Consider the following 25163-nt stretch of genomic DNA (forward strand, 5'->3'; position numbering starts at 1 on the left):
TTGTGCCCATAAAAAAAGCCGCTGAACCAAAGTACAGCGGCTTTCCTGAACACAGCTTGGACCAGACGAATTTACTCGTCGCCGCCCTTTGCAGCACCAGCCTTGATCTTCACTGTAACCAGTGAACCATCTTGCTGACCGTGGTTGGGGATGCTAACGCCTTCTGGCAATTGCAGGTCCGTCACGTGAATTGAGCGCTTGGTTACGTCCAGTACGCTGCAATCAACTGCGATGAATTCTGGCAGGTCTTTTGGCAGACATTCAATTTCAATCTGGTTGGCCACGAAGGTCACCAGACCGGCGTACAGCTTGACAGCTGGACTTTCCAGATGACCAGAATAGTGCAATGGCACATTCATGTGGATCTTCTGGTTGGCGTCGATGCGCTGAAAGTCGATGTGCAGCAACTGGGGCTTGTAAGGGTGTGACTGGAAGTCACGCAACAAAACCTGTTGTGCCTTGCCGTCGATTTCCAGTTCCAGAATGCTGGAGTGGAATTTTTCTTTCTGAATGGCGTGCCACAGGGGGTTGTGTTCAATTGACACAGCCTGAGCTTCCTGATTTGCGCCATAAACGATGCCAGGTACCTGGCCAGCACGACGCAGGCGGCGGCTCGCTCCGGAACCCTGCTCTGTGCGGAATGTTGCAACTACTTTCATGAGTTTCTCCAAATTTGACTTCACCGCGACCAGTGAAACCAAGTTATGCGGCACTTAAGGGCGACCGCAAAAAAGCCCGAATTCAATGCTTGAGCCAAACTTAATCGATGAACAGCGAGCTGACTGAATCGGAGCGGACAATGCGGCGAATGGTTTCGGCCAGCAGTTCGTCTACGCTCAACACACGAATGGTCTTGCTGTTATTTGCTTCCTCGGACAACGGAATGGTGTCGGTCACTACCAACTCATCCAGGTCTGATTCTTCAACACGCTGAATGGCACCACCTGACAGAACGGGGTGGGTACAGTACGCCACCACTTTTTTCGCGCCATTGGCCTTCAGGGCGGCAGCTGCTTTGCACAGTGTATTGGCGGTATCGACCATGTCGTCCATGATGACGCAGGTGCGGTCTTTCACGTCGCCAATAATGTTCATCACCTCGGCGACATTGGCGCGTGGTCGACGCTTGTCGATAATGGCCAGGTCACAGTTCAGGCGTTTGGCCAGTGCACGGGCACGAACCACGCCGCCCACATCAGGTGACACCACCATCAGGTTGTCCAGATTCTGTTTCCAGACGTCGCCCAGCAGCACAGGTGATGCATAGATGTTGTCAACCGGGATGTCGAAGAAACCTTGGATTTGGTCGGCGTGCAAGTCCATGGTCAGCACTCGGTCAACACCCACCACCTGCAACATGTTGGCTACAACTTTCGCCGTAATGGCCACGCGGGAGGAGCGCACGCGGCGGTCCTGACGGGCATAACCAAAGTAGGGAATTGCTGCAGTAATGCGGCCAGCTGATGCGCGCTTGAGCGCGTCGATCATGACCATCATTTCCATCAGGTTGTCGTTGGTGGGAGCACAGGTGGACTGCAGCACGAACACGTCTTTGCCGCGAACGTTTTCATTGATCTCGACCATCACTTCACCGTCAGAGAAACGGCCCACCGTTGCTTTGCCCAATGGAATGTTCAGTTGCTTGGCCACTGACTCTGCCAAAGCAGGGTTCGCATTGCCGGTGAAGATCATTAGACTGCTGTCGGTTGCCATTGTTTACCCCAGGGCTTGACGTGTGCGTTGGCGAAATAAAAAAAGGGCCAACCTGTGGCTGGCCCTTTGGTATTGGCAGAGGAGGAAGGATTCGAACCTTCGAATGCCGGAATCAAAATCCGGTGCCTTAACCAACTTGGCGACTCCCCTAAAACTTTTTTCGATTCAGTGTGGTTTGATCTTGCATTCAAACCACTGGCCTGCCTGTAATTCAGGTGCATCAGCAACTGCCGCTACTGCTTTGCTGGATTCGTTTGGGCTGGCAAACACAGCAAACATGGCAGAACCGGAACCTGACATTCGAATCAACAGCGGGTTGAACCTTTCAACGCAGGCTGAAAAAACATCAAGTTGATATTTCCAGTCTGGGTGGTTGGCTGACACAACAGTTTGCAAAGCATTCCGTGTGTTGTCTTTCAAAAAGACCATCAACTCACTATTCATTCGGCGGGCCGAATCGAAGACCGCTATTTTGACGTCACTTGAGTTGCGTGTCAATTGCGGATCGCTAAAAATTTTGGGTGTCGGGCAAGAAAGTGGTGGTTTGTACACAATCAAGTGGCCTGAAATGCCGGGAAATGGCGTAATTGTTTCGCCGATGCCTTCAACAAATGCGCTTTTGTCCTGTAAAAAAAACGGTACGTCAGCGCCCAGTAACAAGGCAATATCCGCAAGCCTGGTAGAACTTACCGGGTTGCCATGGTATTCCTGAAGTAATCGCAGAACGGTTGCGGCATTGCTGCTGCCTCCGCCCAGGCCTGCCTGCTCCGGTATTGTTTTGTTGACCTGAATCAGGTTGTCAAAAAACCTTGGTAGCCTGGCTTCCTGATAAAAGGCCTGGCAGGCTCGAACGGTCAAGTCTTGCTGCTCAGGAATGTGAGTCAGGTCACCCTGTCGCCGAATGTTGTTTTCAGACCCCTCACTCTCGGTAATTTCAATCTTAACCAAGTCACCCAATGTGATCGGGCAGAAAATACTTTGAAGCAGGTGATAGCCGTCGTCGCGTCGACCGGTAACGTGCAGGAACAGATTGATTTTTGCGGGTGAAAACGCAGAAAGGCAGGTGGTGATCACAATACTACTTGCCCAGGCTGCCTTGGGGAATCAGGTCGATCCGGCCAGACGTGTTGTTTTCAACGAATACCACCCGGTAGCGCCCGTTCTGATTTTCCCAAGCCCAGTTATTGGGCAGGGCTGGCAATACATCCGGGTTGGGGTTTTCCATCCACTGAACCAAGGCTTCAGCAGGCAATTCAACGGGGAACATCAGGTCGAACAGGCTCTGCCAGTCTTGGGCCAGATACACCCGGCCATCGGCCGCGCGAACTTCGTAAAAATTACCCAGGCGTTTGGCACTGCCCAGGGATGGGCCCAGGGTGGAGCTGACTTCAAGGTAAGCGATTTCAGGTGCCTGACTGGGCCCGGTGCGGCCGGAGCGCCATTCATAGGTACCCGAAATGGATTCTGCCTCCACCTTGCCATCGGCTTGCGCCACTTTCCAGATAAGTCCAAACCGGCCATGGTGGCAACTCGATTGCACCGATTTGCAATCCACTTCCGTGATCGTGCCTTTGCCGGGTGTGCTGCATGCACCCAAAACAAGGCTGAGCAATACTGCAAAGGGCAGGCGGAAGTGCACCAACATCAATTTAAATTCCTTCAAGCTGCTGAATCAGTTTTTTCAAAGACGTGCTGTCAGGGTAACGAACGGCCAAGGTCGTGCCGAGTTGACGTGCTTCATCTTTTTTGCCCGACTTGATGAGTACTTCCAGAAAATGCAGGCCGATTTCTTCATCCTGGCGCAGCGTGTAAGCCTTGCGCAGCGTGCTTTCCGCGCTGCCCATGTTGCCCAGCCTGTAATGCACCCATCCCAGCGAATCAAGTATGAAGGGGTCATTTGGGGCCAGTTCAACTGCCTTCTGGATCAGCTCCAGTGCCTCGGCAAGGCGCACGTTGTTCTCTGCCCAGGTGTAACCCAAGGCGTTGTAGCCATGTGGGTTGTCTGGGCGCACGGCGATAAGGCGGCGAAGGTACTGTTCCACACCGGGAAGGTCATCTTGCCGTTCAGCCACCATGGCCCGCTCATACAGCAAGTCGGGCTGATCGGGGTAGGTTTGCAGGGCATTGTCCAATTCACTGGCTGCCTCGGCGGGGGCTTTTTCGGCCTCTGCCCGCTGTGATTTTGCCAGTGTCAGTCGAACTGATTCGTCCTCATTCTTGGGTTTGAACTGGTTCAGCACGCGCTTGGCCGCTGCGGCATCGCCTTGCTTGTCAAACACCACAGACTTCTTCAGTTGGATATCCAGTTCATCTGCTGCGTTCGGCGTGTTGTCCAGCCATTTCAAGGCGGCAGCGAAGTCTTTGCGTTCAAGCGCCATGTCAGAAAGCGTGGCATGGATGAGCACTTCATTTTGCCGGTCTGCCGGGGGAGTTTTATCCAGGTAAGTGCGGAAATGCTTCTGCGCACCCTCGTAATCTTTCAATTGGGTTAGCACAAAACCCTGGCTGGAATACAGTGGCAGGTTGTCGGGTTGAAGGGCAATCATTTCGGCAAAGCGGCTACGGGCTTGCGGCCATTGCTGCAATTGGGTGTGGTTGCGGGCCAGGTACAACCGGGCGCTGAACCAGTTCGGATTCTCCTGCGCCTTCTTGTCGATCAAGGCCATGGCGGCTTCGGGATTGTTGTCCCTTTTTTCCATGAACTGGGCCATCAGTACATAGAATCGTTCTTGCGGCAATTTCTGAACCACATTCTCCATGTGACCCACGGCTTGCGCGTGCAGTTCAGAGGCGTGGGCAATTTGTGCCAGGAGTGTTTGGGCTTCAGCATCGGTGGGGTCGTTGCCAAACAGTTCCAATGCCGTGCGGTAGGCTTTTGGTTTGTCTGGAATACGCATGAGCAGGTCAAGTGCTACTTTCTCAACCGACGTACCCGCCAGGCCCGGATTGCTTTCCTGAGCTTTTTTTACTTCGTCCAGATAGGCCTTTAGCGCCGGAAGCGCTTCGTCAATCTGGTTGGTACCCAGTTGCAGTAGCAGCAATGATTGAGTGGCCTGTTTGTCTTGTGGTGAAAGTTCAGCCCATACCTTGGCAGCAGTCAGCGCCAATTCCAGCTGGCCTTCAGCCAGGCTGATTTCAACCGCCCGTTTGGCCAGTTCCGGATTGCGTTGTTGTTTGGCTGCTTCCGTGTAGGCCAGCGTGGCAGAATAGATGTCCCCTCGCTGGCTGGCGATTTCAGCGGTCAACAGGGCAAACAAAGGATCTTGCTGCACCATTTTTGCAACTCGGGCCTCATAGGTTTGTTGGTCAACCGAGACCTTGGACTGATCGGCGGGCAATTCTGCTGGCACAGTGGCGCACCCCGCAACAACACCGCTGAGGAGTAATATCGCCAAGCCTGAGGTAGCCGATTTAAAACAAGTCATACTGTTGAACCCGAAGAAATGCTGGTGAATCCAAATTCATTTTTATCACATTAACAGATGCGCGTGCGCGCTTTAGTCTATGCCTGAATTACCCGAGGTAGAAATCACCAAAAGAGGCGTTGCCCAGCACTTTTCCGGGCAGCGGTTGTTGTTGTGCACGGTGCGTCAGCCGCGTTTGCGTTGGCCTGTCTCCTGTGAGGTGCAGCAGTGTGTACAACAGGTTTTGATGGGCGTGGAGCGGCGGTCCAAGTACATGCTGATGGATTTCGGTGAGCATGTGCTTGTGGTGCATTTGGGCATGTCGGGTTCCATGAAAATTGTGGATGCACAAACGCCTTGGGACAAGCACGACCACATTGAATGGAAGTTTGGCGAGAAGGTGTTGAGATACAACGACCCCCGGCGGTTTGGCAGTGTGGAGTACGTGAAAAAAGAGGCGGGTTGGGAGCAGGGTTTTGTCAGGTTTTCAAAACTGGGCCCGGAGCCATTTAGCGATTCTTTTACCCCTGAATCCTTTTTTGCTGCAACACGTGGCAAGAAAGTGTCCATCAAGGCGCTGCTGCTCAGTGGCTTTGCTGTGGTGGGTGTGGGCAACATTTATGCCTGTGAAGCCCTGTTTCGCAGCGCCATACGACCGGGCAAAGCAGCAGGTCGACTAAGCCGAAACAACGCGGTGGAATTACACGGTGCCATCGTGGCTGTACTGGGCGAGGCCATTGAACGAGGCGGTTCCACCCTGCGTAACTTTCAGGCCATTGATGGTGAATTGGGGCACTTCCAGCTGCACTGCGATGTCTATGGCCGCGAAGGGCAACCGTGCAAACGATGTGGTGCGTTGGTGAAGCGACGGGTCATGAATCAGCGCAGCACATTCTATTGTGCGAATTGTCAGCGATGAAGTCTCTATCAAGCCCGGCATTGAGATTGAGTCCAGCATCGCACCCGATGAAGGGTGAGCAGTTTGCAGCAGTGTTGGTGAACTGGCAAACCCGGCATGGCCGCCAAACCCTTCCCTGGCAACACACCGGTGATGCCTACAAGGTTTGGCTGAGCGAGATCATGCTGCAGCAAACACAGGTGACGACTGTACTGACCTACTACGAAAAATTGCTGAATGCTTGCCCCAAGGTGAGTGATTTGGCCGCCGCTTCGCAGCAGGACGTGATGCAGTTGTGGGCAGGGCTGGGTTATTACACGCGTGCGCGCAACTTGCATGCGTGTGCCCAGCAAGTGGTTGAGCGTTTTGGTGGCGTTTTTCCGCGTGATGTGGCTGATCTGGAAAGTCTGCCCGGTATTGGTCGATCCACGGCGGGTGCCATTGCGTCGCTGGCGTATGGCGTGCAGGCCCCAATTCTGGATGGCAATGTCAAACGGGTGTTCTGCCGCTATTACGGGGTGGAGGGGTATCCCGAGCAAAGTGCAGTTAAAAAGCAGTTGTGGTTGATTGCAGAAACCAATGTGCCCCGAGCCAACCCTGGCCAATACAACCAGGCTTTGATGGACTTGGGTGCCACGCGTTGTACACCGCGCAACCCCGATTGTCGGCAGTGCCCCTTGAACGAAAGCTGTGTGGCATTGAGCAAAGGGCAGGTTAACCAGTTGCCGACGCCGAAACCGAAAAAAGAACGGCCAGAGTTGTATTTCATCAGCCTGCTTGTTCAGGATGAAACGAGGGCTTTGCTGCTGGACATTCAACCTGACAAAGGCGTGTGGCAAGGGTTGTGGACTCCACCCTGCGTGCCGTGTGACGAGGAACATCAACCCGCCGCCTTGTTGCCCGAGTTTGATCAGATCTTGAGCCGTTGGGGCTTAAGCGATGCCCGGGAGGAGATTGAGGAACAGTTGCAACGTCTGCAAGGTCAGTCTTGGCTGGTGCATGAGTTAACCCATAGGAAAATGCATTTCAAGGTGCTGGCTTTGAAACGATCTGGTTTCCATGCGGCGTTTCATCAACTTTCTGAAAAACCAGTTCCCAGAATTGTGCACAAGTTGCTGGAACAGGCTGGGCGTTTGAATGAATCACCCCAAAGTTCGATGGCGCAACAGGATACTCTCGATTTCTGAAAGGGGTTTTGTTGTAAATCGTTTGGCCAAAGTTTCAGCCACGTAAACAGACCGATGCTGGCCGCCCGTGCAACCAATCGCCACGGTGACATAACTGCGCTGCTCGTTCAGGTAGGAGGGCAGCCATTTTCTCAGGTAGCTTTCAATGTCGTCGATCAGGGCATCGCTGCGCTCGTCAGCCTGAATGTACAGTTGCACTTCAATGTCTTTGCCACTCAAAGGGCGAAGATTCTTGTCGTAGTAGGGGTTGGACAGGCAGCGCACATCGAACACCAGGTCTGCATCGCTGGGTAGTCCCTTTTTGAATCCAAACGTCTCAAAGACCAGTGTCAGTTTGGCTGAATCGCCTTCAACTGTTTCCAGTACCCAGCGCCTTAACACATTGGGCAGCAAGGCAGAGGTGTCGATACAGCTGGATATGGCGCGCAAGGGCTCCAAGGCTTCACGTTCTGCATCCACGCATTCCTGTACCGTGGCTTGTTCGCCCAAGCGTGCACTCATGGGGTGGCGGCGCCGGCTTTCAGAATAACGGGTAATCAAGGTGTCGTTGTCTGCGTCCAGAAACAGGATGCGCACATCGGTACCCCGGGCTTTCAGGGTTTGAATGATTTGCGGCAGGTCGATGATGTCGCGCCCCGTGCGCGCATCGGCTGCAATGGCCAACTGCGTAATCCCTTCGGTAGACAGGCGTTCAACCACCTGAGGAATGAATGAGGGGGGCAGGTTGTCGACACAATAGAAATGCGCATCTTCAAGGGCGCGAATGGCAACCGACTTTCCAGAGCCTGACAGCCCGGTGACCAGCACCACTTTCATGTCAGTCATGTCCCAGATCCAGGTCGGTGTCCGAGCCAACTGGCAGGTATTCGATACCGCCCAATTCACTGAGCATCGCTTTTTGCTGGCGAATCATGAACTCGTCCAGGGTGTTGATACCCCGCATTTGCAGAATGCTGTTTCGCACTGCCGCCTCCAGCAATACGGCCAGGTTACGGCCAGCCGCCACGGGCAAGATCGCTTTGCGAATGGGCAGACCCAGCACTTCCTGATATTGCTGCTCGGTGACCAGACGTTCCTGGTGCAATTCCAGCGAGGCTTTGCGCACCAGGTGCACAATCAGTTTCAGGCGCATTTTTCTGCGAACGGCTGTTTCACCAAAAATTGCCTTGATGTCCAGCAGACCAACGCCCCGAACTTCCATCAGGTTGCGAATCAGTTCCGGGCAGCGCCCTTCAATGTAGTTGGGGGCCACGCGTGAAAATTCCACCACGTCGTCAGCCACCAGGCCGTGGCCGCGTGAAATCAGTTCCAGGCCCAATTCGCTTTTGCCCAGTCCCGATTCACCACAAATGAGTACGCCCATGCCCAGCACGTCCATGAACACGCCGTGCATCATGGTGGAGGGTGCGAGCCATTTGTTGATATAAACGCGCAAGAAGTCGATGATTTCAGCGGCCGACAAGGGGGTGGCCAGCAGCGGGATGTTGGCCTTGTCGCAGGCTTCCTTGAGCAGGCTGTGCGGCTGGAAAGACTCAGCCACGATAATGGCGGGCGGTTCGCCCTCAACCAGTTTGTCGATCTGGTTTTGTTTGCGGGCATCGCTGATGCGTGCGAAGTATTCAATTTCCTGACGACCAAATACCTGGATGCGACCCGGGTGAATGGTGTTGAGGTGACCCACCAAGTCAGAGGAAGCAAAGCACTGAAGGTCGAGGTGGCGCTCACCACCGTTCAAGCCGGCAAGCCAGTCAAGTTTGAGTTTGTTGCGGTTGGCTTCGATCAGTTCTTTCAGTTGCTTCACAGGCTTAGCTCGCGGGTTGGTAGGGCTCCCAGTTGGCGATCAGCTGGTGTGTGGCACCCGGATCAGACTCGGTCATGAGCTTTTCCCGGAAGTCTTTGTCAGACAGCATTTGAGCCAATTCAGACAGTATATCCAGATGATGCTGGTTTGCGCTTTCAGGCACCAGCAAAAACATGAGTAGTTTGACAGGCTGGCCATCAGGTGCATCGAAAGGGATGGGGTCTTGAACGCGAACAAGGGATGCGATAGGTTCGCGCAGACCCTTGATGCGGCCGTGCGGCACAGCCACTTGCTGGCCAAGGCCAGTGGAACCCAGACGTTCTCGCGCGAAGAGGCTGTCGAACACCTTGGACCTTGCGATACCCTGGTTGTTCTCAAAGACCAGTCCGGCTTGCTCGAAGACGCGCTTTTTGCTGGTGACCTGTGTGTCCAACAAAATGTTGGATGGTGGCAGTAGATTTGCGATCAAGTTCATCGCTGTTGATTCCTGATACCCGCTTCTAATGGTGGGGCCGATTATACGCCATAAAAACGGAAAAGGCGGATTGTTGTCCGCCTTTTGAATTTCCCTGAAATTACAGTGGTTTATTCAGCTTCTTCAACCACTTGGTGTTTCATGGGGGTGTGATTGTGATTGGTCACTTTGTCTTTGTGGCGAAGGACCTGGCGATCCAGTTTGTCGGCCAGCGCGTCAATTGCCGCATAGAGGTTTTCATGGCTTGCTTCTGCATGGATGTCTTTGCCGCGTACATGCAGCGTGACATCGGCCTTCTGAACCAGCTTGACCACTGAAATGGTCACCGATGCGTCAATCACATGGTCAAAATGCCTTTTCACCCGATCCAGTTTTTCAATTACGTAATTTCGAATTGCTGGGGTAACTTCCAGATGATGACCATTGATGTTCAAGTTCATAAAGGTATCTCCTTTCGTTGCTGCGGGGGAAGCTTTAGTTTTTAAAGCGACTTTCGCATGTTCACCGGGGGTATTTTCAGTGATTCCCGGTATTTAGCGACCGTGCGTCTTGCGACCACGATGCCCTGTTGACCGAGTAGTTCGGCGATTTGGCTGTCAGATATCGGCTGCTTGGCGTCCTCCGCAGAAATCAGTTGCTTGATGAGCGCACGGATGGCCGTGCTGGAAGCCTGCCCACCCGAGTCGGTGGAAACATGACTCCCGAAGAAATACTTTAGCTCAACCAACCCATAGGGCGTCAACATATATTTTTGCGTGGTAACCCTTGACACAGTCGATTCATGAAGACCGAGAAGGTCTGCAATTTCTCGCAAAACCAAGGGCTGCATGGCAATTTCACCATGGTTGAAGTAGCCAATCTGCCTTTCAACGATGGCCTGGCTGACTCGTAAAATAGTGTCAAATCGCTGCTGAACGTTTTTTAATAGCCAGCGGGCCTCTTGAAGTTGGGCGCTGAGTTGCGCACTTTGCCCTCGATGAGAGCGCAAAATAGAGGCATACATTTCATTGATTCGGATTTTTGGCATGACATCCGGGTTCAATTGCACATGCCATTGGCCGCTAAGTTTCTTGACAATTACGTCGGGAACTACATGGTCGTCGTCAATTCGGCGAAAGCGCGCGCCAGGAAATGGTTCAAGTGAACGAATGATCTGGTGGCAAACCTTCAGCACGTCTTCGTCCACGTTGAGTGCTTTTTTCAACTTGGTGAAGTCGCGTTGGGCGAGCAGTCCAAGGTGGTCGCGGATAATGGCCTGGCAGTTGCCGAGTAGTGAGGGCTGGCAGGTGATGTCGGACCTTTGGGCCAGTTGCAACAGCAGGCATTCGGAAGCATTGCGTGCGCCCACACCAGGTGGGTCAAAGCTTTGCAGCAGGCTCAGGGCCGCGCTGAGTTCTTCAAACTCCAGGTCGGGTTCGTCTTGCAGGGTTTCCCAAAGGTCTTCCAATTCAACGGTGAGGTAGCCGTCGTCACTCAGGTAGTCGATCAGCCACAGCACGAGGTTTTTGTCCCGTTCACTGGCTTGCGTCAGGCGCAACTGGTCGATCAGATGTTGGTGCAGGCTGCTGTCAGGCGCAGCAAGCTGCAGGCCTGGCTTTTCCTCATCGCCGTCGGCGTTGGCGCCGCTGTTGTCGCGCCAATCGCCTTCCCAATTGTCCTCAATCGAGTCAATGGTTTCACGCTGAACAATTTCTTCGCCCTGGTTGTCCTGTTCAGCCTGTTGGTCGCTGACGGGTTCAGGCGCTTTACGGGGGTCGGGTTCAGCCTCAAAGCTGTCGCCTTTGGGTTCGTGCAGTTCACCATTGCTGCTGTCCAGGCTCAGTGTGCGTTCGCCTTCCATCGCTTCTTCATCTGCCAGTTCTAGCAGCGGGTTTTCGGCAAGGGCCTGCTGGATTTCCTGCTGCAATTCAAGCGTGGACAGTTGTAACAGGCGAATGGACTGCTGTAGCTGAGGGGTTAGCGTGAGGTTTTGGGAAACTTTAAGCTGAAGTGATTGTTTCATGTTGATTCAGCTTTACATCCGGAAGTGTTCGCCAAGATATACACGGCGTACATCGTCATTTTTTACAATCTGCTCCGGGCTGCCCGAGGCCAATACCCGGCCCGCGCTGATGATGTAAGCGCGGTCGCAAATGCCCAGCGTTTCACGCACGTTGTGGTCAGTGATCAGCACACCGATACCCTTAGACTTCAAAAACGCGACGATGCGCTGAATCTCAAGCACTGCGATTGGGTCCACACCCGCGAACGGCTCATCCAGCAGAATGAAGCGGGGCTGGCTGCCCAAGGCCCGCGCAATTTCCAGGCGGCGGCGTTCGCCTCCAGAAAGAGATGCAGCGACTGAAGTTCGGATGTGCGTGATCTGCAAGTCATTCAACAGGTCTTCAACCGCCTGATCGATCGTTTTGTCCGTGGGCGGGTTGATTTCGAGCACGGCCCGAATATTTTCCTCGACCGTCAACTTCCTGAATACCGAGGCTTCCTGGGGCAGGTAGGACAGCCCGGCACGCGACCGCTCATGGATGGGTTTGAGGGTGATGTCCTGGCCTTCCAGGCAGATGTTTCCTTCGTCGGCGCTGACCAGCCCCACAATCATGTAAAAACAGGTGGTTTTACCTGCGCCGTTGGGGCCAAGTAGACCCACCACCTCTCCCGTGTCCACGTGCAGGGATACGTCTTCGATTACGCGTTTGCTTCGGTAAGCTTTGCGAAGGCTGTGCGCTTGAAGCCGACCTTGCCCGGTCAGAGTTTGAGCTGGCGTCGTGTTGGTGGTTTGCTTGACGGGGTTGCTCACTGCGCCTGTCCTTGTGTCTTGGGTTTGATCACTGCTTGAACCCGTGTTTTGCCCGCGCTGTTTGGCGCGCCCACCACATTCAAAAACTCAGTGTTTTGTTCGTAGGTGATTTTGCTGCCTGAAATGGATTCTGTTAGTTGACCATTGGCACTCTTTTCGATGCTGGCCTTGCCGGTCAGGGTGACAACGGATTTGTTGCCGTCAAACTCAATCATCTCGCCGGTGCCACTGATGAGCAGCACGTCGCTTTTGACTTGGGAGTCCCGCTGTTGTTTGAACCGGGCTGGGGATCCTTCAACCTTGGCCAGTTGATTGCCATCGGCTGTTTCAGTCAACGTTAGCTTTTCTCCGCGAATGACCAGGCTACCCCGGGTCAGCAACACATTGCCAGTGAACACGGTGACGTTGGACTTTTCGTTGTAAGTCATCTGGTTGGCGTCAATCGTTGTTGCTTGAAGCCTGTCGGCTTCCAGTCCATGGCCTGCTTGGCTGAATGCCAGCAAGCTGGTAAGCACCAAGGTGGGTGTCCAGTATGTGCGTTTCATCGTTGTGCCTCTATGCGAAACTTGATTGACCCTTGCGCTTTCAATTCGCCCGTGTCGTTGTTGAGTGTCGCCCCTTGCGCTTCAAACTTCTGGCCGGGTCGGGTCACCAGCACCTTTTTGTCAGTTGAAATTTCATTGGCGATGTTGTCGATCCGGATTTCCTCGGATTTCATCACTGTCATCAAGCCATCGTTGCGGCTGTTGACAATGACGTCTTCGCGCAAAAAAACCTCGTCAGTGTCCAGCAGGTAGGCGCCTTTGCTGGCTGTGCTTTTCACCATGACCTTGTTGGGCTCAAACTGTTCAAGCTCGGGTTTGGTTAAATTCCAGACGTTGCCCTGCGGAATGTGTTCTGCGGATTTGCTGCGGATAATGGAGTATTTGTTTTCTGCCAGGTCGTGGCTTTGCACTGAAAAATTGCGCAGGTAGTAGTCGCTGACTGTGGGGTCGGCCTTGCCGCGGGCACTGAACAGGCTTAACTCGGACTGTATTGCAAACCAGTACGAAGCCGCTGCGAGCACGAACGTCAGCAGCAGCGGAATGAACTGCGAAATCAGATTAAAGAAAGCACTAACAGGTTTCACCGGCATTCCCAAGGGTTGCGGTATTCGGGCTGGTTGGCCAGAATGAAATCACACAGTTCGCGCGCGGCGCCATCACCAGGCGGCCGGTTGTTGATCCAGTTGGCCGTCTTTTTCATGGGTTCCGGTGAATGGGGCGTGGTCGCTGCCAGTGCAACCTGCTGAAGCACAGGGTAGTCGGGCCAGTCGTCACCAAAAAATCCGCATTCCTGCCAGTCAAGACCAAGAGACTGACGAATGTCGTCATAGGCCTGCAATTTGGTTTTGCAGCCTTGAACCAGTTGATAAATTCCGAGGTCTTTGGCCCGTTTTTCGACGATGCTGCTGGAACGTGCGGTGATCCAGATCACTTTGATGCCATGGTCCATGAGCAGCCGCAAGCCTTGGCCATCGAACACGCTAAAGCGTTTCATGACCTCCCCTTCATTGCCAAAATAAAGCCCGCCATCGGTTAGCGTGCCATCGACATCGAAACCCATCAGCCTGATCTTGGCAGCAGCCAGTTCGGCTGTAGGTCTGTTCTCGTATTCAGGATTCATCAAACCACCTTGGCTTCAAACAGGTCATGAAAGTTCAGTGCACCGACAATTTGCCGGTTTTCATCCACCACCACCACTTGGCTGACATGGTTCACTTCCATCATGCGAACAGCCTCTACTGCCAGTTTGTCGGCGGAAATACACCGCGGTGCGGTGTTCATGACTTCGCTGACCAATAGCCCGCGAAGGTCAAGGCCCTGCTCAATCAACCGACGCAAATCACCATCGGTGAACACGCCGAGCAATTTGTCGTCGGGCGAGACCACTGCAGTCATGCCCAGCCCCTTTTTTGTAATTTCCAGGATTGCATTCGAAATGCTGGCCGAGGGAGCAACCTTGGGAATGCGCTCGCCCTTGCGCATCACATCGCTGACGTGAGTCAGCAACTTGCGACCCAGGCTGCCGCCGGGGTGGGACAGTGCGAAGTCTTCTTCGCTGAAACCGCGGGCTTTCAGTACCACAACAGCCAATGCGTCGCCCAGAGCCAAAGCGACCGTTGTGCTGGCTGTGGGTGCAAGGTTCAGCGGACATGCTTCCTTTTCAACACAGCAATCCAGAACCACGTCGGCTTGCCTGGCGAGGGCTGAGTCAAGCTTGCCGGTCATGGCCACAATCTTTGCGCCACGTCGTGCAATGGCGGGCAGTACGGCAACCAATTCTTCTGTGTTGCCTGAATTTGAAAGGGCGATCACGATGTCATCAGCGGTGATCATGCCCAAATCGCCATGTGAGGCTTCTGTGGCGTGAATGAAAAAGGACGGGGTTCCTGTGCTAGCCAATGTGGCTGCGATTTTCTTGGCAATCAATCCCGATTTGCCCACACCAACCAGAATGACCCGACCAGTGCAATTCAATATGGCTTTTACGGCGTCGCTGAATTGGGAGTTCAGCCTGTCCGACATGGCCAATACAGCCTGTGCTTCGATGGCCAAGGCTTCTCTGGCCAAGGCCAGAAAATCTGGATTGTCGAGTTTCGACGGCGGTTTTGACATTGAGGCCCCTGATAAACTTGGATAAAAGTTGCTTGAGACTGTGCTGTTTTCAGGGCAGTATAGCAAAGCGCGTGCCAATTCTCTTCACTTCCTAAGCATTAAACGTGCCTAACGCCCTAGAGCTTTCACTGATACTCATGCTGGTCGCCGTCTTGGCGGTCTCGCTTTTCCGCCACTGGAAATTGCCTGCCATGCTGGGCTACCTGTTTGCGGGCACACTGATTGGGCCTTATTCGCTGGGTATCGTTCCCGACACCGCTGAAACCAGGCACTTGGCTGAATTCGGTGTGGTGTTTCTGATGTTTTCAATTGGCCTGGAGTTCAGCCTGCCCAAGTTGCATGCCATGCGCAGGGTTGTTTTTGGACTTGGCCTTGCCCAGGTCAGCTTGACCATGCTGGGTGTGATGGGTTTAGGTTTGCTGGCAAGTTATTTCTTTGACGTGCCATTCAGCACGGCGTTTGTGTTGGCTGGGGCTGCTGCCATGTCATCAACGGCAATTGTCAGCAAACTGCTGTCGGAACGCCTTGAGCTTGATTCCCCACATGGGCGTCAAATCATGGGCATTCTGTTGTTTCAGGATTTGGCGGTGGTGCCCTTGCTCATCATTATTCCTGCATTGGGGCAGGATGCCGGTAACCTCACGTTGACGCTGAGCCTGGCCATGGTCAAGGCCGCATTGGTGTTGGGTTTGATGCTGGTGTTCGGCCAACGCATGATGAACTGGTGGATGACCTTTGTAGCCAGAAGCAAGTCACAAGAGCTTTTTGTACTCAATGTGTTGTTGATTACGCTGGGTTTGGCCTGGCTCACCGAATTGGCTGAGCTTTCCCTGGCCTTGGGGGCTTTCGTGGCTGGTATCTTGATTGCCGAGACCCAGTACAAACACCAAGTGGAAGAAGACATCAAACCCTTCAGGGATGTCCTGTTGGGGCTGTTTTTCGTCACAACCGGCATGCTGTTGAATCCTCAGGCGGTCATTGACAACTGGTACTGGGTCATTGGCCTGGCGGTGCTGCCTGTGCTGGCCAAACTGATTCTGATTGCTGCCTTGGCCCGGGTGTTTGGTGCCAACACAGGGACAGCCATGCGCACGGGGATTTACCTGGCGCAGGCTGGCGAATTCGGTTTTGTGCTGCTGGCCAATACGGGTTCGGCAGGGTTCGGCTTGGTGCCAGACCCGTGGTTGCAGACCATCACGGCGAGCATGGTGCTGTCCATGTTGGCTGCGCCTTTCATGATTCAACATGCCGATCGAATCGTGTTGCGATTTTCAAGCCAGGAATGGTTGCAAAAATCGCTTGAGCTTCATCAGATCGCCCAGAAAAGTCTTTCCAGCACCAAGCATGTGTTGATTTGCGGGTTCGGACGCAGCGGACAACACTTGGCACGGCTTTTGAATCGTGAAGACCTGGATTATGTGGCACTTGACCTGGACCCTGACCGAATTCGAGAGGCCACTGCTGCCGGTGATTCCGTGGTTTTTGGCGATGCAGCCAAACGCGAAACACTAGTTGCTGCAGGTTTGCTTCGCGCCTCTTGCGTGGTGGTCACTTTTGCCGAGTTCAAATCGGCTGAAAAGGTGTTGATTGCCGTACGAGCGTTGGCGCCAAATGTACCGGTCGTGGTTCGCACTTACGACGAAAGTGATCTTGAAAAGCTGATAGCTGCGGGGGCCACCGAGGTGGTACCTGAAATTCTTGAAGGCAGCTTGATGCTGGGGTCTCAAGCTTTGATGTTGCTGGGCGTACCGGTTTCGCGTGTGGTCAAGCAGATTCGCGCCATTCGTGAGTCGCGCTACCAGATGTTTCGGGGCGTGTTTCGGGGGGTCGATGACGAAGCCGATACACCTGAGAACCAGTGGGTTCGGTTGCACTCTGTATTTGTGGAGCCAGGGGCCAGTGGTGTTGGGAAAAGCCTGGCGGAGCTGGGCATTCTGGATCTGGATATTGAGGTCAGCGCCATTCGCAGGCGCGGTATCCGCGGGGGTGACCCCTCGCCCGACACACAACTGGAATCGGGCGACATCCTGGTGTTGAAGGGGCAGCCAGATTCCTTGAGCCTGGCCGAGGCCATTATTCTAGGCCGAAAGTCTGCTGGCCGTTGAGGCGTGGTTTTGAGAACCAACGGCCAGTCATAGTGACCTATCGAAGTACATAAAGTGCGGCGCACACTCCGCCTTGTGTCTCGTTCCAATTGCCTTCTTCAGTGGCACAAAGCGCCTCATCATCTGTTAGCACTTGAACATTGCCGCGTAGTGGGTTGCCATCGTCGAGTTTCCGGTCAATTTCGGCCAACTGGCTGACTGGGATCTGATCACCGAGCAACAAGGTCATGGCGTTTTCGCGCGTACCGGGTCCCTCAAAGACGTTGGCCAACTGGTAGCGGCCGCTGAACTGGTTCTCCAGATTGCTTGCTGGCGTGCAGTTGCCAGCGTTACCGCCCGCTGTGAATTCACCCTGCAAAAAGCCGGCAAGTTGAAGGTGAGTGAAAACAGCGCAGGCCTCAGCATCTTCAATCAGTCCATTGCCGTCGCCCGCACTTGTACCCAAGTTGGCGGCGCTGGCTGCAACAAAGTCCCCGGGCAGGGCAGAATAGCGTGCCTCAAAAGCAGACAGTGCTGTTTCAATGTTGGCAATGTCAGTGATGGTGGCCTGCACCTTTGCGCTGTTGAGCAATTCACGACCTTTCAGCACGCCGCCAGCAAGTATTGCCAACACGGCAAGTGCAATGGCCAGTTCAAGCAGGGAAAAGCCAGTTTGCCGGTTTGGGGTTGTTTTCAATTCAATTCTCCTGAGGTGGTGGGTTGTCGAGTGAGCCGCGTTTCATCCAGAGCCAGTTCATACGTTCATATGAAATCCAGACCGGATTGGACAGGGGGTCGACCGGGTTGATAAAAAACTGTTGAAACCGGTTGAGGTTGATGTTGCTTTCCATGTCAGCTACAACCGGATAAGCCACCCACACGGCGCTGGGGCTGATCAGGGTGTGGGTTCCGCAGCCTGGGCTTGTATTCGCCGGCAAGTTTTGCCCGGCGATTTGTTCGCACAGGTGTATGGCTGGCAGTGGGCCGGTGCCCAAGCCATGGTTGGCAGTAATTGGAGCAAAAATGATTTCAGAAAGTTGTTGTGGGCTGAGTTGCTCGAATGGCTTGCCAGTCAGCAAGGCGTTTTCAGCAGGCTCCCCAGCTTGATCCAGTGTGGCCACTGCAATTCGCCAAGGGGTAGGCAAGCCCCCTGTGTGCAACGTAGCGCTGGGAAGCCAGCCTTCACGTTGCAGACAAGCCTCTGTGCTTCGGGATTCTGTGCCGTTTTTATCAATGGCTGGGCAGGGCAGTCTCCCTGTTGCCAGCACAAACCCTTCAACCGCTTCTGTTATTTTTTGTCGGTGTTCAAGTTGTTTGAGGACGTCAGACTTGCTTCTTTGACCCCCAATCAAGTGCAAAATCGGCCCAAGAATGACTGCCACCAGCATGATCACCAAGGCAATTTCAATCAGCATGAAGCCTTGAAGCCGACATTGGTTGAACGAAGGGCATGCAAGCGGTTTCATGGTTGAACATGCCTGACTGTAAGCCTGGAATCGGGTCCAACATTGACCTGAAATTTCGCCAGGTCTTCTTTCACGTTGTCGGGCCAAGAAAAGTCGCAAATGCAGGGTGTGCTGTCCGTGGTGAGCGGGCATTCATGACGGCTCACCGGTCTGCACGATTTGTTGGCTGCAGCAACCGGTTCAAAGCGGCTTACGGGCCAGTGGCTTTTCAACTGGCTTGGCCCACCCATGACGCAGGCTACTTCTAAACTGCTGCTGCATTCGGTGTGTGTCGAATGTTCCAGGCAGCCGGGGTTGCTGCCGACACACGGGCCTGATGAAATCCATTGAGCGTTTTGATCACATTGACAGGTACAGCGGGTCCTTGTGCAACGGCAACTGCAATTTGAATCGACTGGTTTGAGGTTGTTGATTGACCCTGCATTTGGAGTCAGGTTTTCATTGGGTGCAATTGTCTGACCCGTCGATGCCGAAATCTGCCCCCACGAGGTCACCGTGTCCCGGATTTGATGCTTCTGAACCTCGGTCATTTGATGCTGAAGTTCCCGCACTGAAATCAGCAAGTGAGGGCCAGAGATTTCGTATTGATGCGCATCAATGGGTTCAATTTTTGTAGCAACCACGGCCGCAATGCCGCTGTGTATCCGGTTGTTTTCCGTTTTTATGCGCACCTGGATACTGGGTTGGGTGTAGTCCACCCAACGACTCCAGCCCAGTGCGTTGGCTTGCAGCAGTTGAGCCGACACTGCGTAATGCCAATGGTGTTGCGCGGAAGTTTCACCTTCGTTGTGTCGGGCATTCAAGCCCAAGTTCAGGTAGTTGATGCTGAAGCTGCTGCGGGCGGGGAGGTAGCCCCAAGGCTTGTTCAGGCAAGTTGTTTTGGGAGCTTGGTCTGGCAGGTCGGCAGGGCATGGCAGGTGTCCCAGGTGGCTTTGGCTGTGGATGCCTTGACTGCCAGCAAAACCTAACAGGCTGGCCTTGGTTTCATCAAGAATTTGATTCTGTCGAACTTTTTGTTCCAGTAGCATCAGGTGGGCAAAATGGCCGTTTTTAGCCAGCTGTTGCAGGCCAAATCCCCCCAAGGCCAGGAGCACCATGACAACCAGCAGGCTGTAGCCTTTCCTGTGGTAGCTCATTGAGTCCAGCGTCCGGATTTGGGATCAAAATGTTTGCGGCCTTGGTGAGTGTCTACCCAGCCTTGAACACGGAAGCTTGCTTCCTGTTTTCTGGATGGCAGGCTGTTCTCCGTTTTGACGGGTTTAACCGTCCCGCTGACCACACTTGTCACCAAGACGACAGGAACTGCAAGGTTTGCTTGAGTTGCAAAAGTTTTTTGCCCTTTTTGTTGGGCCCCTGTGCACTGCATGCGGTAAGGCGGGTTGGTCGGTAGCACGCTGAAGCTGCATTGGCCTGATTGTTGAGCGTTTTCTGCAAGCCAGCCTTGCAAACCGGCCCACATTTCAGGCTCTGACTCGAATTGTTGATCGATTGATGCCATGACCAAAGAGGATTGGCCTTGACTGGCTTGCTGAGCGAGAATTTTCCCCAGCCGCTGTTCTGCCGGAGTGTTCACCTGATTTTTTTGGGTGTGATCCTGAATCAGGACGTAGCCAAGCAGACACATGACCAGCAAGGCACAATCCAATACCGGGCGGGCAATTCTTGAAAAGCCAATCAGCCGCAGCACGCCGAACTCACTGGGTTTCATCGTGAAAGCCCTTTGGTGGAGCAGCTTGCGCGGCGGGGCGTTTCCAGTGTGCAGCCTTTGGGTACCCGTTTTCTCTCCCGGTTCAGGATGGCCTGCGTATGCACATGGCCTTCCTCATTCCATTGAATGTTTACAGCATTCAAATTGGCCCGTTTGTCTTTGCCGAACTTGCCAAGCTGAATGCCCCATTCAGCCCAAGTTATGTTCTCGGAAGTTTCCTGACTGTTCTTCAAGGCTTCTTGGACATCGTGTGCAAAGTGGTTCAGTTGCCTGTCAGTTTTGAATTCGTTCACATGGTGTGCAACCGCCAGGCTGAACAATGTGCAGCACACGGCCACCAGGCGCAGGTTTTGGTAAGCCGCTTGTGGCTTGATCCACAGGTTTGCGAGCAAGCCCAGGTAGCTCCTTTGTTGGCCATGACCTTCCTTGCGGGCAGCGAGCCAATGTTCAAGATGCTTTTGCTCATTGGGGTTGATTAGCATCATCGGCGTTGCCCTTTCAAACAGGGCCGGGTCTGCGCAACTGATTACCTGGGTCTTTTTTCCCATGGATTGAAGGGTTTTGATTTCATGTTGCTCATGACCTGCGCGTTTCAGCAGCAAACGCAGCGGGTCTTGCTTGATGCCCACCCAAAATTGTTCAGTTGCTTCTGAAACGGTGGTTTTATCAGTGGTGGCTTTGCCTGATTGCAGGTTGTAAAACACCAGGGTGTCGGAGTGGGTAAAGCTGGCCAAGGCAATTGCGCTGCCCATGAATTCCTCAATCGAAATGCCCATTTCTTTTTGCCAGGAAGTTGAGTTGGATGGGTCCTGGCGAAGCAGCCAGGCCTTGCCTTGATCAATAACCCAGATATCCGCGAGGGGATTGATGTGTTTCATGCGAGCCCTGTCAGGTTGCTGTACAACGGGGCAAGAGTGAATTGGTAGGCCATTGCGAGTGTTGTTGCTGACAAGGCCAGTGCGAGCGGTGGCAGGACGTTTTGCAACCTTTCCTGCGCTGCTTTTGCTCGCATTTCGTACACTTTGGCGGCCAGAAAAAAGCAGTGCGCCAAATTGCCGGTTTGTTCGGCCAACTGGCATTGACGAATCAGGAATAGGGGCGCTTGAGCCTGTTGCATGGCCTGGCCCAATCCCTGACCTTGTCGCAAATGACGCTGAACCTCGCTTGCCAGTTGATTCAGTTCTTTCAACATGTGGGCTTGTGGACTAAAAGAACCAAGCCTCAAACCGGCAATTTGAGGAAAACTCCGGTGCCGCAGGCAATGCATCAGGTCCAATCCTGACTGGAGTTCACAGCCAATCATGTGGTAGAAATCAGAGGCCAGTCTGGGTTTGTGGGGAATGAAAAACTGCTTGCCCGATCCCGTGTTTCGCTGGTGCATCCGCAACACGAGAGCAATGGTCATCATCGCTGCGCCGACCAGCAGCAGGCCTTCAGACCATTTGAATTCTCCACCCAGGCTGGCTTTTGTCATGGTCAAGTGTGGGCTACTGACCTGGTGCAGGAATACCCAGCAAGCCAAGGCGAGTGCCAGCACGACACCGGGATAAATCAGGCTTTTGGCCAGTGCGATGTTTGCTTCCCTTGTAGTGCGCCATCGTTGAAGTTGCTCGTTCAAGGCAGCGCCCAGGTCACCACTGGCTTGGCCGCACATGAAGGCCACCTCCAGCGGTGTAGGAAGCGCACCGAATGAGGCGCGAAATGCTGTTTGCAGATTTTGCCCCGACTGAAGAAACTGCCGGGTTCGCTGCAAGCGATCAACCAGCAGTCGACCCTGGCGGTTGCCGTTCTGGAGTTCTCCGCTGAGTTCAAGCGAATCCAGCACAGGCAAGCCCGACTCGAGCAATTCAGCCCATTGACCCATCCAGGCCTGCCAGGTTTGGGGTTTGATCCTATATCGTCTGTTATTCATGATGGAAAAGCCACGAAGGCCAGTGGCGTGCAAAGTTCAGCCAACTCATCCAACCCTTTGGACTGCAGCACGGCTTTGCGATCCATTCTTTTCACATTCATGACCTCGGCCCGAAGTTGTCGGCCAACAGCTTGTTCTGTCGCCCGTAGTCGCAAGGTGATAACCCCGTTGAGGCAGTTCAACAGGCTGCCTATTCGAACATTGAGTTCCATCAGGCGACAAAGCGCGCCCAGACAGTCGGGTGCGTGAATGGATGCAAACACGCGGTGCCCGGTCAGCGCGGCATTCAGTGTCAACTCGGCTGTTTCTTCATCCCGTATTTCACCGACCAGAATGGTGTCGGGGTCTTGACGCATCAGCGAACGCAAGCCGGATGCAAAATCAAGGTGTGGTAGCCGGGACAAGTCTGTTTGAACGGCATGGGGGTTGATGATTTCAACCGGGTCTTCAAGCGTTGCAATTCGCCCCGCTCTCGAGCCCAGGCTGTTGAGCATGGCATGAAGGCTGGTTGTTTTTCCGCTGCCCGTGGCACCTGCTACCAGCACCAGGCCATATTCGTGTGCAAGCATGTCCTCTACCAACTCCAATACCTGTGGACTCAGGCCCAATTCATTCAACTGCTTTTTGCCGTGGGTGTTCAGCAGTCGAATCACCAGGTTTTCGCCATGCAGTGTGGGGTGGGTGGCCAACCGCATTTCGGTGCCTTGCTTGCTCAGCCTTGCATCCTGAGGGCGGCGGGTTTCCGCAATGTTCATTTTCCCCTCGGCCTTGAAGGCCTGAATCAAGGCGCGGCCGGGTTCGGGCTCAACTTCTATTGCTTCTCCCAATACCCCGTTGATACGCAAGCGAATCAGGAATCCCGATGGAGTGGGGGTGATGTGAATGTCCGATGCGTTGAGGTGCAAGGCATGTCGAACGGTTGATTCTGTCGATCGCAAAAAATCGATCATGGCAAACTCGCCTGAATGAAAGCGCGAACGGCCAGCAAGGGCAGATCACAGTTCAACTGAATGCACAATGCTTCGGCCTTGTTCAACTGGGCAATGGCTTGCTCTGGTTTTCCTTGCCAGTTTGCAAAAAGCGCCATGTTGTAATGGGTTTCAGGGCTTTCTGGAAAGCGCGATTGAAGCAACTCAAGCAATGCTTTGAGTTCCCTGTGTTGGCCGGATTGATACAGCCCCAGACCTGTTGAAAGTGCGTTGTTCAACTGGTCTGTACTGGCCGCATTGTTCGATTTAAGAGAACCATCCTGGGGTGTGGATGTCGCACTTTCCAGCACAGTGGCCTTCAACAGAATCACCAGTTCGATGTGATTGCCGGACCGGGTTGCGCTTTGGGTTAACGTATCAAGCAACTCGGGAGTACCCGGCAAACCCCGCTCAAGTGTGCTGTTTTCCTTTTGTCGCAGGCCGCCCAGCAATGCCATCTCGCCGCTTTTCAACCGAAGGATTGATTCCAGTTCCCGGGTTTGAACCTCCGGCACACGGCTGATGATGTTGAGTTGCTGCAATGCCGGGTTGGGGTCTTGAACAAAACCCACGATCCGGCTTAGCGTGGGTCGAACCCGCAGTTGAATGGCGTTGTTGTCTGCAATTTGCGGTGTCACCGTCATCAGAAAACCGACCGGTACGGTTTGCACCTGCGTGGTGAATGTTGAAAAGGCCGGGCTGTTTTGGGTCGGCGCACTGGTTTGAACGTCGGTGGTGAAATACACCCGGTTGTCGATCACCTTCAGCACCGCCGCCTGTTGGTTCATGGTGACCACCCTCGGTGATGAAAGAACGGATGTCTGTCCAAACTCCTCCAGCAAGCGCAGCACCACATTCGCATCGGTGCTGGCGGTGTTGCGCAGTGCCGAAAAAGTAACCGCCGGGTTCACCAGGTTCAAACCCTGCACAGCCAGGCCAGCAGTGATTCCGTTTTGACGCAGCACGTTCCAGTCAATGCCGCGCTCATATCGGTCGTTAAGCGATATCTCGGTGATGACTGCCTCAATCACGATTTGACGGTCCACTCGCCGCTGTACCTGCTCAAGCCACTGAAGCACACGGCGATGCTGGCCAGGTTTGGCAATCACCGAGATGGTGCCGGACTCCGGGTTAACAATCACTCGCCCCGATCGAGTTTCCTTACGTGTTGTCGTGATGTCGCGCCGCTCTGAGGAAACCTGTGTCGCACTTCTCAAATTCGGGTCGGCTCGCCGGGTTCTGGGCGCTCGAGTACTTGCATAGGCTCGATCTTCTTCTTCGTCCACCACGCGCTCGCGGGTTGAAAACTCGACGGGTTTGATCTGTGCTTGAATGATTTGCTCGATTTGCAGTGCCATGTTTTCCCACAGGTCATGCTGCTGTGCATTGTTCAGCATCAACTCTGATCGATTGCCCGTTTCCTGTCGGTTTTGCAGTTCGCGCGGATTGCCTGCAATTGCGGAGCTCAGGCTCGAGGAGTCATTCATTTGCCGGGCAATGGACAGGTAGTCCAGGGTGTACACCCGCAGTTGGTCTGTTTCGCAACGCATGATCAGCTGGTTTCCTTCAAACCGGATGCTCGCGCCGGCCTGCTGTTCCAGACTTTCGATGATCTGCTGCAAGGGCATGTTTCGCCCCACCAGGCTGACCCGTGCCTCACCGCAGCTATCCATTTCATAGCCCAGATTGACCTCGGTGGAAATCAGTTCCAGTATTTGGCTTGCCGGAATGTTTTCCAGCCGAAAGCTGAATGTGGCCATGTTTGCCGGCCAAAGGTTTCGGGTGTGCCGTATTTTGTCTGCCCAGAACATGGCGCTTAAGCCCTGCGTGGTCACGGTGGCCGCGAGGGTTTCCGGGGATTTGACTGCCTGGTCATCAACCATGGGCGGTGCGGCGCATCCAAACAGCAGGGCCACGGGTATTACATAGGCTAGGCAGTTAACACGCAGCAAAGGTTTAAGCGGATCAGGCACGGTATCCAGTTATTGGAGTCGAATTGCAGCGGATCTTACTTCCATGAAACCAAATCCACGCTTCTTGGTCATGTAGGTTGGGGGAGCCCCCATCACTATTGGGGGGCATGTGTGGAATACCAA

26 protein-coding genes and 1 tRNA gene are annotated in these 25163 nt (G+C 53.9%); 3 read left to right on the plus strand and 24 right to left on the minus strand.

The window, feature by feature from the left end; all coding sequences use genetic code 11:
* Positions 1 to 71: 71 nt before the first annotated feature.
* The 6 genes from RGQ30_RS01565 to RGQ30_RS01590 form a co-directional block, all read right to left on the minus strand.
* On the minus strand, positions 72 to 659 hold the full coding sequence (locus RGQ30_RS01565; protein WP_130558646.1) for a 50S ribosomal protein L25/general stress protein Ctc: 588 nt from the start codon (positions 657 to 659) through the stop codon (positions 72 to 74).
* A 100-nt stretch (positions 660 to 759) separates the two neighbouring features.
* Complete coding sequence (locus RGQ30_RS01570; RefSeq protein ID WP_105027407.1) at positions 760 to 1713, minus strand: ribose-phosphate diphosphokinase; 954 nt, start codon at positions 1711 to 1713, stop codon at positions 760 to 762.
* Positions 1714 to 1786: 73 nt separating this feature from the next.
* Positions 1787 to 1863: transfer RNA gene (locus RGQ30_RS01575), tRNA-Gln, on the minus strand.
* 15 nt (positions 1864 to 1878) lie between these two features.
* Complete coding sequence (gene ispE / locus RGQ30_RS01580) at positions 1879 to 2787, minus strand: 4-(cytidine 5'-diphospho)-2-C-methyl-D-erythritol kinase (RefSeq protein ID WP_338284653.1); 909 nt, start codon at positions 2785 to 2787, stop codon at positions 1879 to 1881.
* Positions 2788 to 2791: 4 nt separating this feature from the next.
* Positions 2792 to 3358: a hypothetical protein gene (locus RGQ30_RS01585; RefSeq protein WP_298219376.1), complete on the minus strand. Its 567-nt coding sequence runs from the start codon at positions 3356 to 3358 to the stop codon at positions 2792 to 2794.
* A gap of 4 nt (positions 3359 to 3362) precedes the next feature.
* On the minus strand, positions 3363 to 5108 hold the full coding sequence (locus RGQ30_RS01590) for a tetratricopeptide repeat protein (protein WP_338284655.1): 1746 nt from the start codon (positions 5106 to 5108) through the stop codon (positions 3363 to 3365).
* Positions 5109 to 5217: 109 nt separating this feature from the next.
* On the opposite strand from RGQ30_RS01590, the gene mutM reads away from it, so the two are divergent.
* Positions 5218 to 6036, plus strand: coding sequence for a bifunctional DNA-formamidopyrimidine glycosylase/DNA-(apurinic or apyrimidinic site) lyase (gene mutM / locus RGQ30_RS01595; protein ID WP_130558642.1), 819 nt, complete (start codon positions 5218 to 5220; stop codon positions 6034 to 6036).
* Positions 6033 to 7202: an A/G-specific adenine glycosylase gene (gene mutY, locus RGQ30_RS01600; RefSeq protein ID WP_338284656.1), complete on the plus strand. Its 1170-nt coding sequence runs from the start codon at positions 6033 to 6035 to the stop codon at positions 7200 to 7202. Before mutM ends, mutY begins: the two co-directional genes overlap by 4 nt.
* Here mutY and rapZ read toward each other — a convergent pair.
* The 10 genes from rapZ to RGQ30_RS01650 form a co-directional block, all read right to left on the minus strand.
* Entirely contained in the window at positions 7158 to 8027 is an 870-nt protein-coding gene (gene rapZ / locus RGQ30_RS01605) for an RNase adapter RapZ (RefSeq protein WP_338284657.1), read from the minus strand. The genes mutY and rapZ overlap by 45 nt on opposite strands.
* A complete protein-coding gene (gene hprK, locus RGQ30_RS01610; RefSeq protein ID WP_130558640.1) occupies positions 8020 to 9003 on the minus strand; it encodes an HPr(Ser) kinase/phosphatase in 984 nt (327 codons plus the stop codon). The genes rapZ and hprK overlap by 8 nt, the downstream gene beginning before the upstream one ends.
* Before the next feature lie 4 nt (positions 9004 to 9007).
* The gene (locus RGQ30_RS01615; RefSeq protein ID WP_040512070.1) at positions 9008 to 9478 is read right to left on the minus strand and encodes a PTS sugar transporter subunit IIA; all 471 of its coding nucleotides are present in this window, start codon (positions 9476 to 9478) and stop codon (positions 9008 to 9010) included.
* Between the two features lie 110 nt (positions 9479 to 9588).
* Entirely contained in the window at positions 9589 to 9918 is a 330-nt protein-coding gene (hpf, locus tag RGQ30_RS01620) for a ribosome hibernation-promoting factor, HPF/YfiA family (RefSeq protein ID WP_130558639.1), read from the minus strand.
* Between the two features lie 41 nt (positions 9919 to 9959).
* Entirely contained in the window at positions 9960 to 11480 is a 1521-nt protein-coding gene (locus tag RGQ30_RS01625; RefSeq protein ID WP_130558638.1) for an RNA polymerase factor sigma-54, read from the minus strand.
* A 12-nt stretch (positions 11481 to 11492) separates the two neighbouring features.
* Positions 11493 to 12272 (minus strand): LPS export ABC transporter ATP-binding protein, encoded by a 780-nt coding sequence (gene lptB, locus RGQ30_RS01630; protein ID WP_420915152.1) that lies wholly within the window; start codon positions 12270 to 12272, stop codon positions 11493 to 11495.
* Positions 12269 to 12817, minus strand: a complete 549-nt coding sequence (lptA, locus tag RGQ30_RS01635; protein WP_130558637.1) for a lipopolysaccharide transport periplasmic protein LptA — start codon at positions 12815 to 12817, stop codon at positions 12269 to 12271. The genes lptB and lptA overlap by 4 nt, the downstream gene beginning before the upstream one ends.
* Positions 12814 to 13401 (minus strand): LPS export ABC transporter periplasmic protein LptC, encoded by a 588-nt coding sequence (lptC, locus tag RGQ30_RS01640; protein ID WP_298219359.1) that lies wholly within the window; start codon positions 13399 to 13401, stop codon positions 12814 to 12816. The genes lptA and lptC overlap by 4 nt, the downstream gene beginning before the upstream one ends.
* Positions 13398 to 13937, minus strand: coding sequence for a KdsC family phosphatase (locus tag RGQ30_RS01645; RefSeq protein WP_130558635.1), 540 nt, complete (start codon positions 13935 to 13937; stop codon positions 13398 to 13400). Before RGQ30_RS01645 ends, lptC begins: the two co-directional genes overlap by 4 nt.
* Entirely contained in the window at positions 13937 to 14929 is a 993-nt protein-coding gene (locus RGQ30_RS01650) for a KpsF/GutQ family sugar-phosphate isomerase (protein ID WP_130558634.1), read from the minus strand. Before RGQ30_RS01650 ends, RGQ30_RS01645 begins: the two co-directional genes overlap by 1 nt.
* A gap of 104 nt (positions 14930 to 15033) precedes the next feature.
* On the opposite strand from RGQ30_RS01650, the gene RGQ30_RS01655 reads away from it, so the two are divergent.
* Positions 15034 to 17034: a monovalent cation:proton antiporter family protein gene (locus tag RGQ30_RS01655; protein ID WP_130558633.1), complete on the plus strand. Its 2001-nt coding sequence runs from the start codon at positions 15034 to 15036 to the stop codon at positions 17032 to 17034.
* 37 nt (positions 17035 to 17071) lie between these two features.
* Here RGQ30_RS01655 and RGQ30_RS01660 read toward each other — a convergent pair whose 3' ends face one another.
* From RGQ30_RS01660 to RGQ30_RS01695, 8 genes are read right to left on the minus strand one after another with little or no spacing between them, the layout of a single operon-like run.
* Complete coding sequence (locus RGQ30_RS01660) at positions 17072 to 17710, minus strand: type II secretion system protein (RefSeq protein ID WP_298219354.1); 639 nt, start codon at positions 17708 to 17710, stop codon at positions 17072 to 17074.
* Position 17711: 1 nt separating this feature from the next.
* Complete coding sequence (locus RGQ30_RS01665) at positions 17712 to 18479, minus strand: type II secretion system protein (protein ID WP_298219351.1); 768 nt, start codon at positions 18477 to 18479, stop codon at positions 17712 to 17714.
* Positions 18476 to 19615, minus strand: coding sequence for a hypothetical protein (locus RGQ30_RS01670; protein ID WP_130558630.1), 1140 nt, complete (start codon positions 19613 to 19615; stop codon positions 18476 to 18478). The genes RGQ30_RS01665 and RGQ30_RS01670 overlap by 4 nt, the downstream gene beginning before the upstream one ends.
* Positions 19612 to 20187 (minus strand): hypothetical protein, encoded by a 576-nt coding sequence (locus RGQ30_RS01675; RefSeq protein ID WP_130558629.1) that lies wholly within the window; start codon positions 20185 to 20187, stop codon positions 19612 to 19614. The genes RGQ30_RS01670 and RGQ30_RS01675 overlap by 4 nt, the downstream gene beginning before the upstream one ends.
* Positions 20184 to 21065, minus strand: a complete 882-nt coding sequence (locus RGQ30_RS01680; RefSeq protein ID WP_130558628.1) for a hypothetical protein — start codon at positions 21063 to 21065, stop codon at positions 20184 to 20186. Before RGQ30_RS01680 ends, RGQ30_RS01675 begins: the two co-directional genes overlap by 4 nt.
* On the minus strand, positions 21062 to 22099 hold the full coding sequence (locus RGQ30_RS01685) for a type II secretion system F family protein (protein WP_130558627.1): 1038 nt from the start codon (positions 22097 to 22099) through the stop codon (positions 21062 to 21064). The genes RGQ30_RS01680 and RGQ30_RS01685 overlap by 4 nt, the downstream gene beginning before the upstream one ends.
* Positions 22096 to 23049: a GspE/PulE family protein gene (locus RGQ30_RS01690; protein ID WP_130558626.1), complete on the minus strand. Its 954-nt coding sequence runs from the start codon at positions 23047 to 23049 to the stop codon at positions 22096 to 22098. Before RGQ30_RS01690 ends, RGQ30_RS01685 begins: the two co-directional genes overlap by 4 nt.
* Complete coding sequence (locus RGQ30_RS01695) at positions 23046 to 25040, minus strand: hypothetical protein (RefSeq protein ID WP_130558625.1); 1995 nt, start codon at positions 25038 to 25040, stop codon at positions 23046 to 23048. The genes RGQ30_RS01690 and RGQ30_RS01695 overlap by 4 nt, the downstream gene beginning before the upstream one ends.
* Positions 25041 to 25163 lie beyond the last annotated feature (123 nt).

This window comes from Limnobacter thiooxidans (assembly GCF_036323495.1).
Classification (GTDB): domain Bacteria; phylum Pseudomonadota; class Gammaproteobacteria; order Burkholderiales; family Burkholderiaceae_B; genus Limnobacter; species Limnobacter thiooxidans.

What these genes read in the sequence shown, in the direction of transcription:
- RGQ30_RS01565 (WP_130558646.1), bottom strand. Translation starts at nt 659, where the DNA reads ATGAAAGTAGTTGCAACATTCCGCACAGAGCAGGGTTCCGGAGCGAGC.
- RGQ30_RS01570 (WP_105027407.1), bottom strand. Translation starts at nt 1,713, where the DNA reads ATGGCAACCGACAGCAGTCTAATGATCTTCACCGGCAATGCGAACCCT.
- RGQ30_RS01585 (WP_298219376.1), bottom strand. Translation starts at nt 3,358, where the DNA reads ATGTTGGTGCACTTCCGCCTGCCCTTTGCAGTATTGCTCAGCCTTGTT.
- mutM (WP_130558642.1), top strand. Translation starts at nt 5,218, where the DNA reads ATGCCTGAATTACCCGAGGTAGAAATCACCAAAAGAGGCGTTGCCCAG.
- mutY (WP_338284656.1), top strand. Translation starts at nt 6,033, where the DNA reads ATGAAGTCTCTATCAAGCCCGGCATTGAGATTGAGTCCAGCATCGCAC.
- rapZ (WP_338284657.1), bottom strand. Translation starts at nt 8,027, where the DNA reads ATGACTGACATGAAAGTGGTGCTGGTCACCGGGCTGTCAGGCTCTGGA.
- RGQ30_RS01615 (WP_040512070.1), bottom strand. Translation starts at nt 9,478, where the DNA reads ATGAACTTGATCGCAAATCTACTGCCACCATCCAACATTTTGTTGGAC.
- hpf (WP_130558639.1), bottom strand. Translation starts at nt 9,918, where the DNA reads ATGAACTTGAACATCAATGGTCATCATCTGGAAGTTACCCCAGCAATT.
- RGQ30_RS01625 (WP_130558638.1), bottom strand. Translation starts at nt 11,480, where the DNA reads ATGAAACAATCACTTCAGCTTAAAGTTTCCCAAAACCTCACGCTAACC.
- lptA (WP_130558637.1), bottom strand. Translation starts at nt 12,817, where the DNA reads ATGAAACGCACATACTGGACACCCACCTTGGTGCTTACCAGCTTGCTG.
- RGQ30_RS01645 (WP_130558635.1), bottom strand. Translation starts at nt 13,937, where the DNA reads ATGAATCCTGAATACGAGAACAGACCTACAGCCGAACTGGCTGCTGCC.
- RGQ30_RS01650 (WP_130558634.1), bottom strand. Translation starts at nt 14,929, where the DNA reads ATGTCAAAACCGCCGTCGAAACTCGACAATCCAGATTTTCTGGCCTTG.
- RGQ30_RS01665 (WP_298219351.1), bottom strand. Translation starts at nt 18,479, where the DNA reads ATGAAACCGCTTGCATGCCCTTCGTTCAACCAATGTCGGCTTCAAGGC.
- RGQ30_RS01670 (WP_130558630.1), bottom strand. Translation starts at nt 19,615, where the DNA reads ATGAGCTACCACAGGAAAGGCTACAGCCTGCTGGTTGTCATGGTGCTC.
- RGQ30_RS01675 (WP_130558629.1), bottom strand. Translation starts at nt 20,187, where the DNA reads ATGAAACCCAGTGAGTTCGGCGTGCTGCGGCTGATTGGCTTTTCAAGA.
- RGQ30_RS01680 (WP_130558628.1), bottom strand. Translation starts at nt 21,065, where the DNA reads ATGAAACACATCAATCCCCTCGCGGATATCTGGGTTATTGATCAAGGC.
- RGQ30_RS01685 (WP_130558627.1), bottom strand. Translation starts at nt 22,099, where the DNA reads ATGAATAACAGACGATATAGGATCAAACCCCAAACCTGGCAGGCCTGG.
- RGQ30_RS01690 (WP_130558626.1), bottom strand. Translation starts at nt 23,049, where the DNA reads ATGATCGATTTTTTGCGATCGACAGAATCAACCGTTCGACATGCCTTG.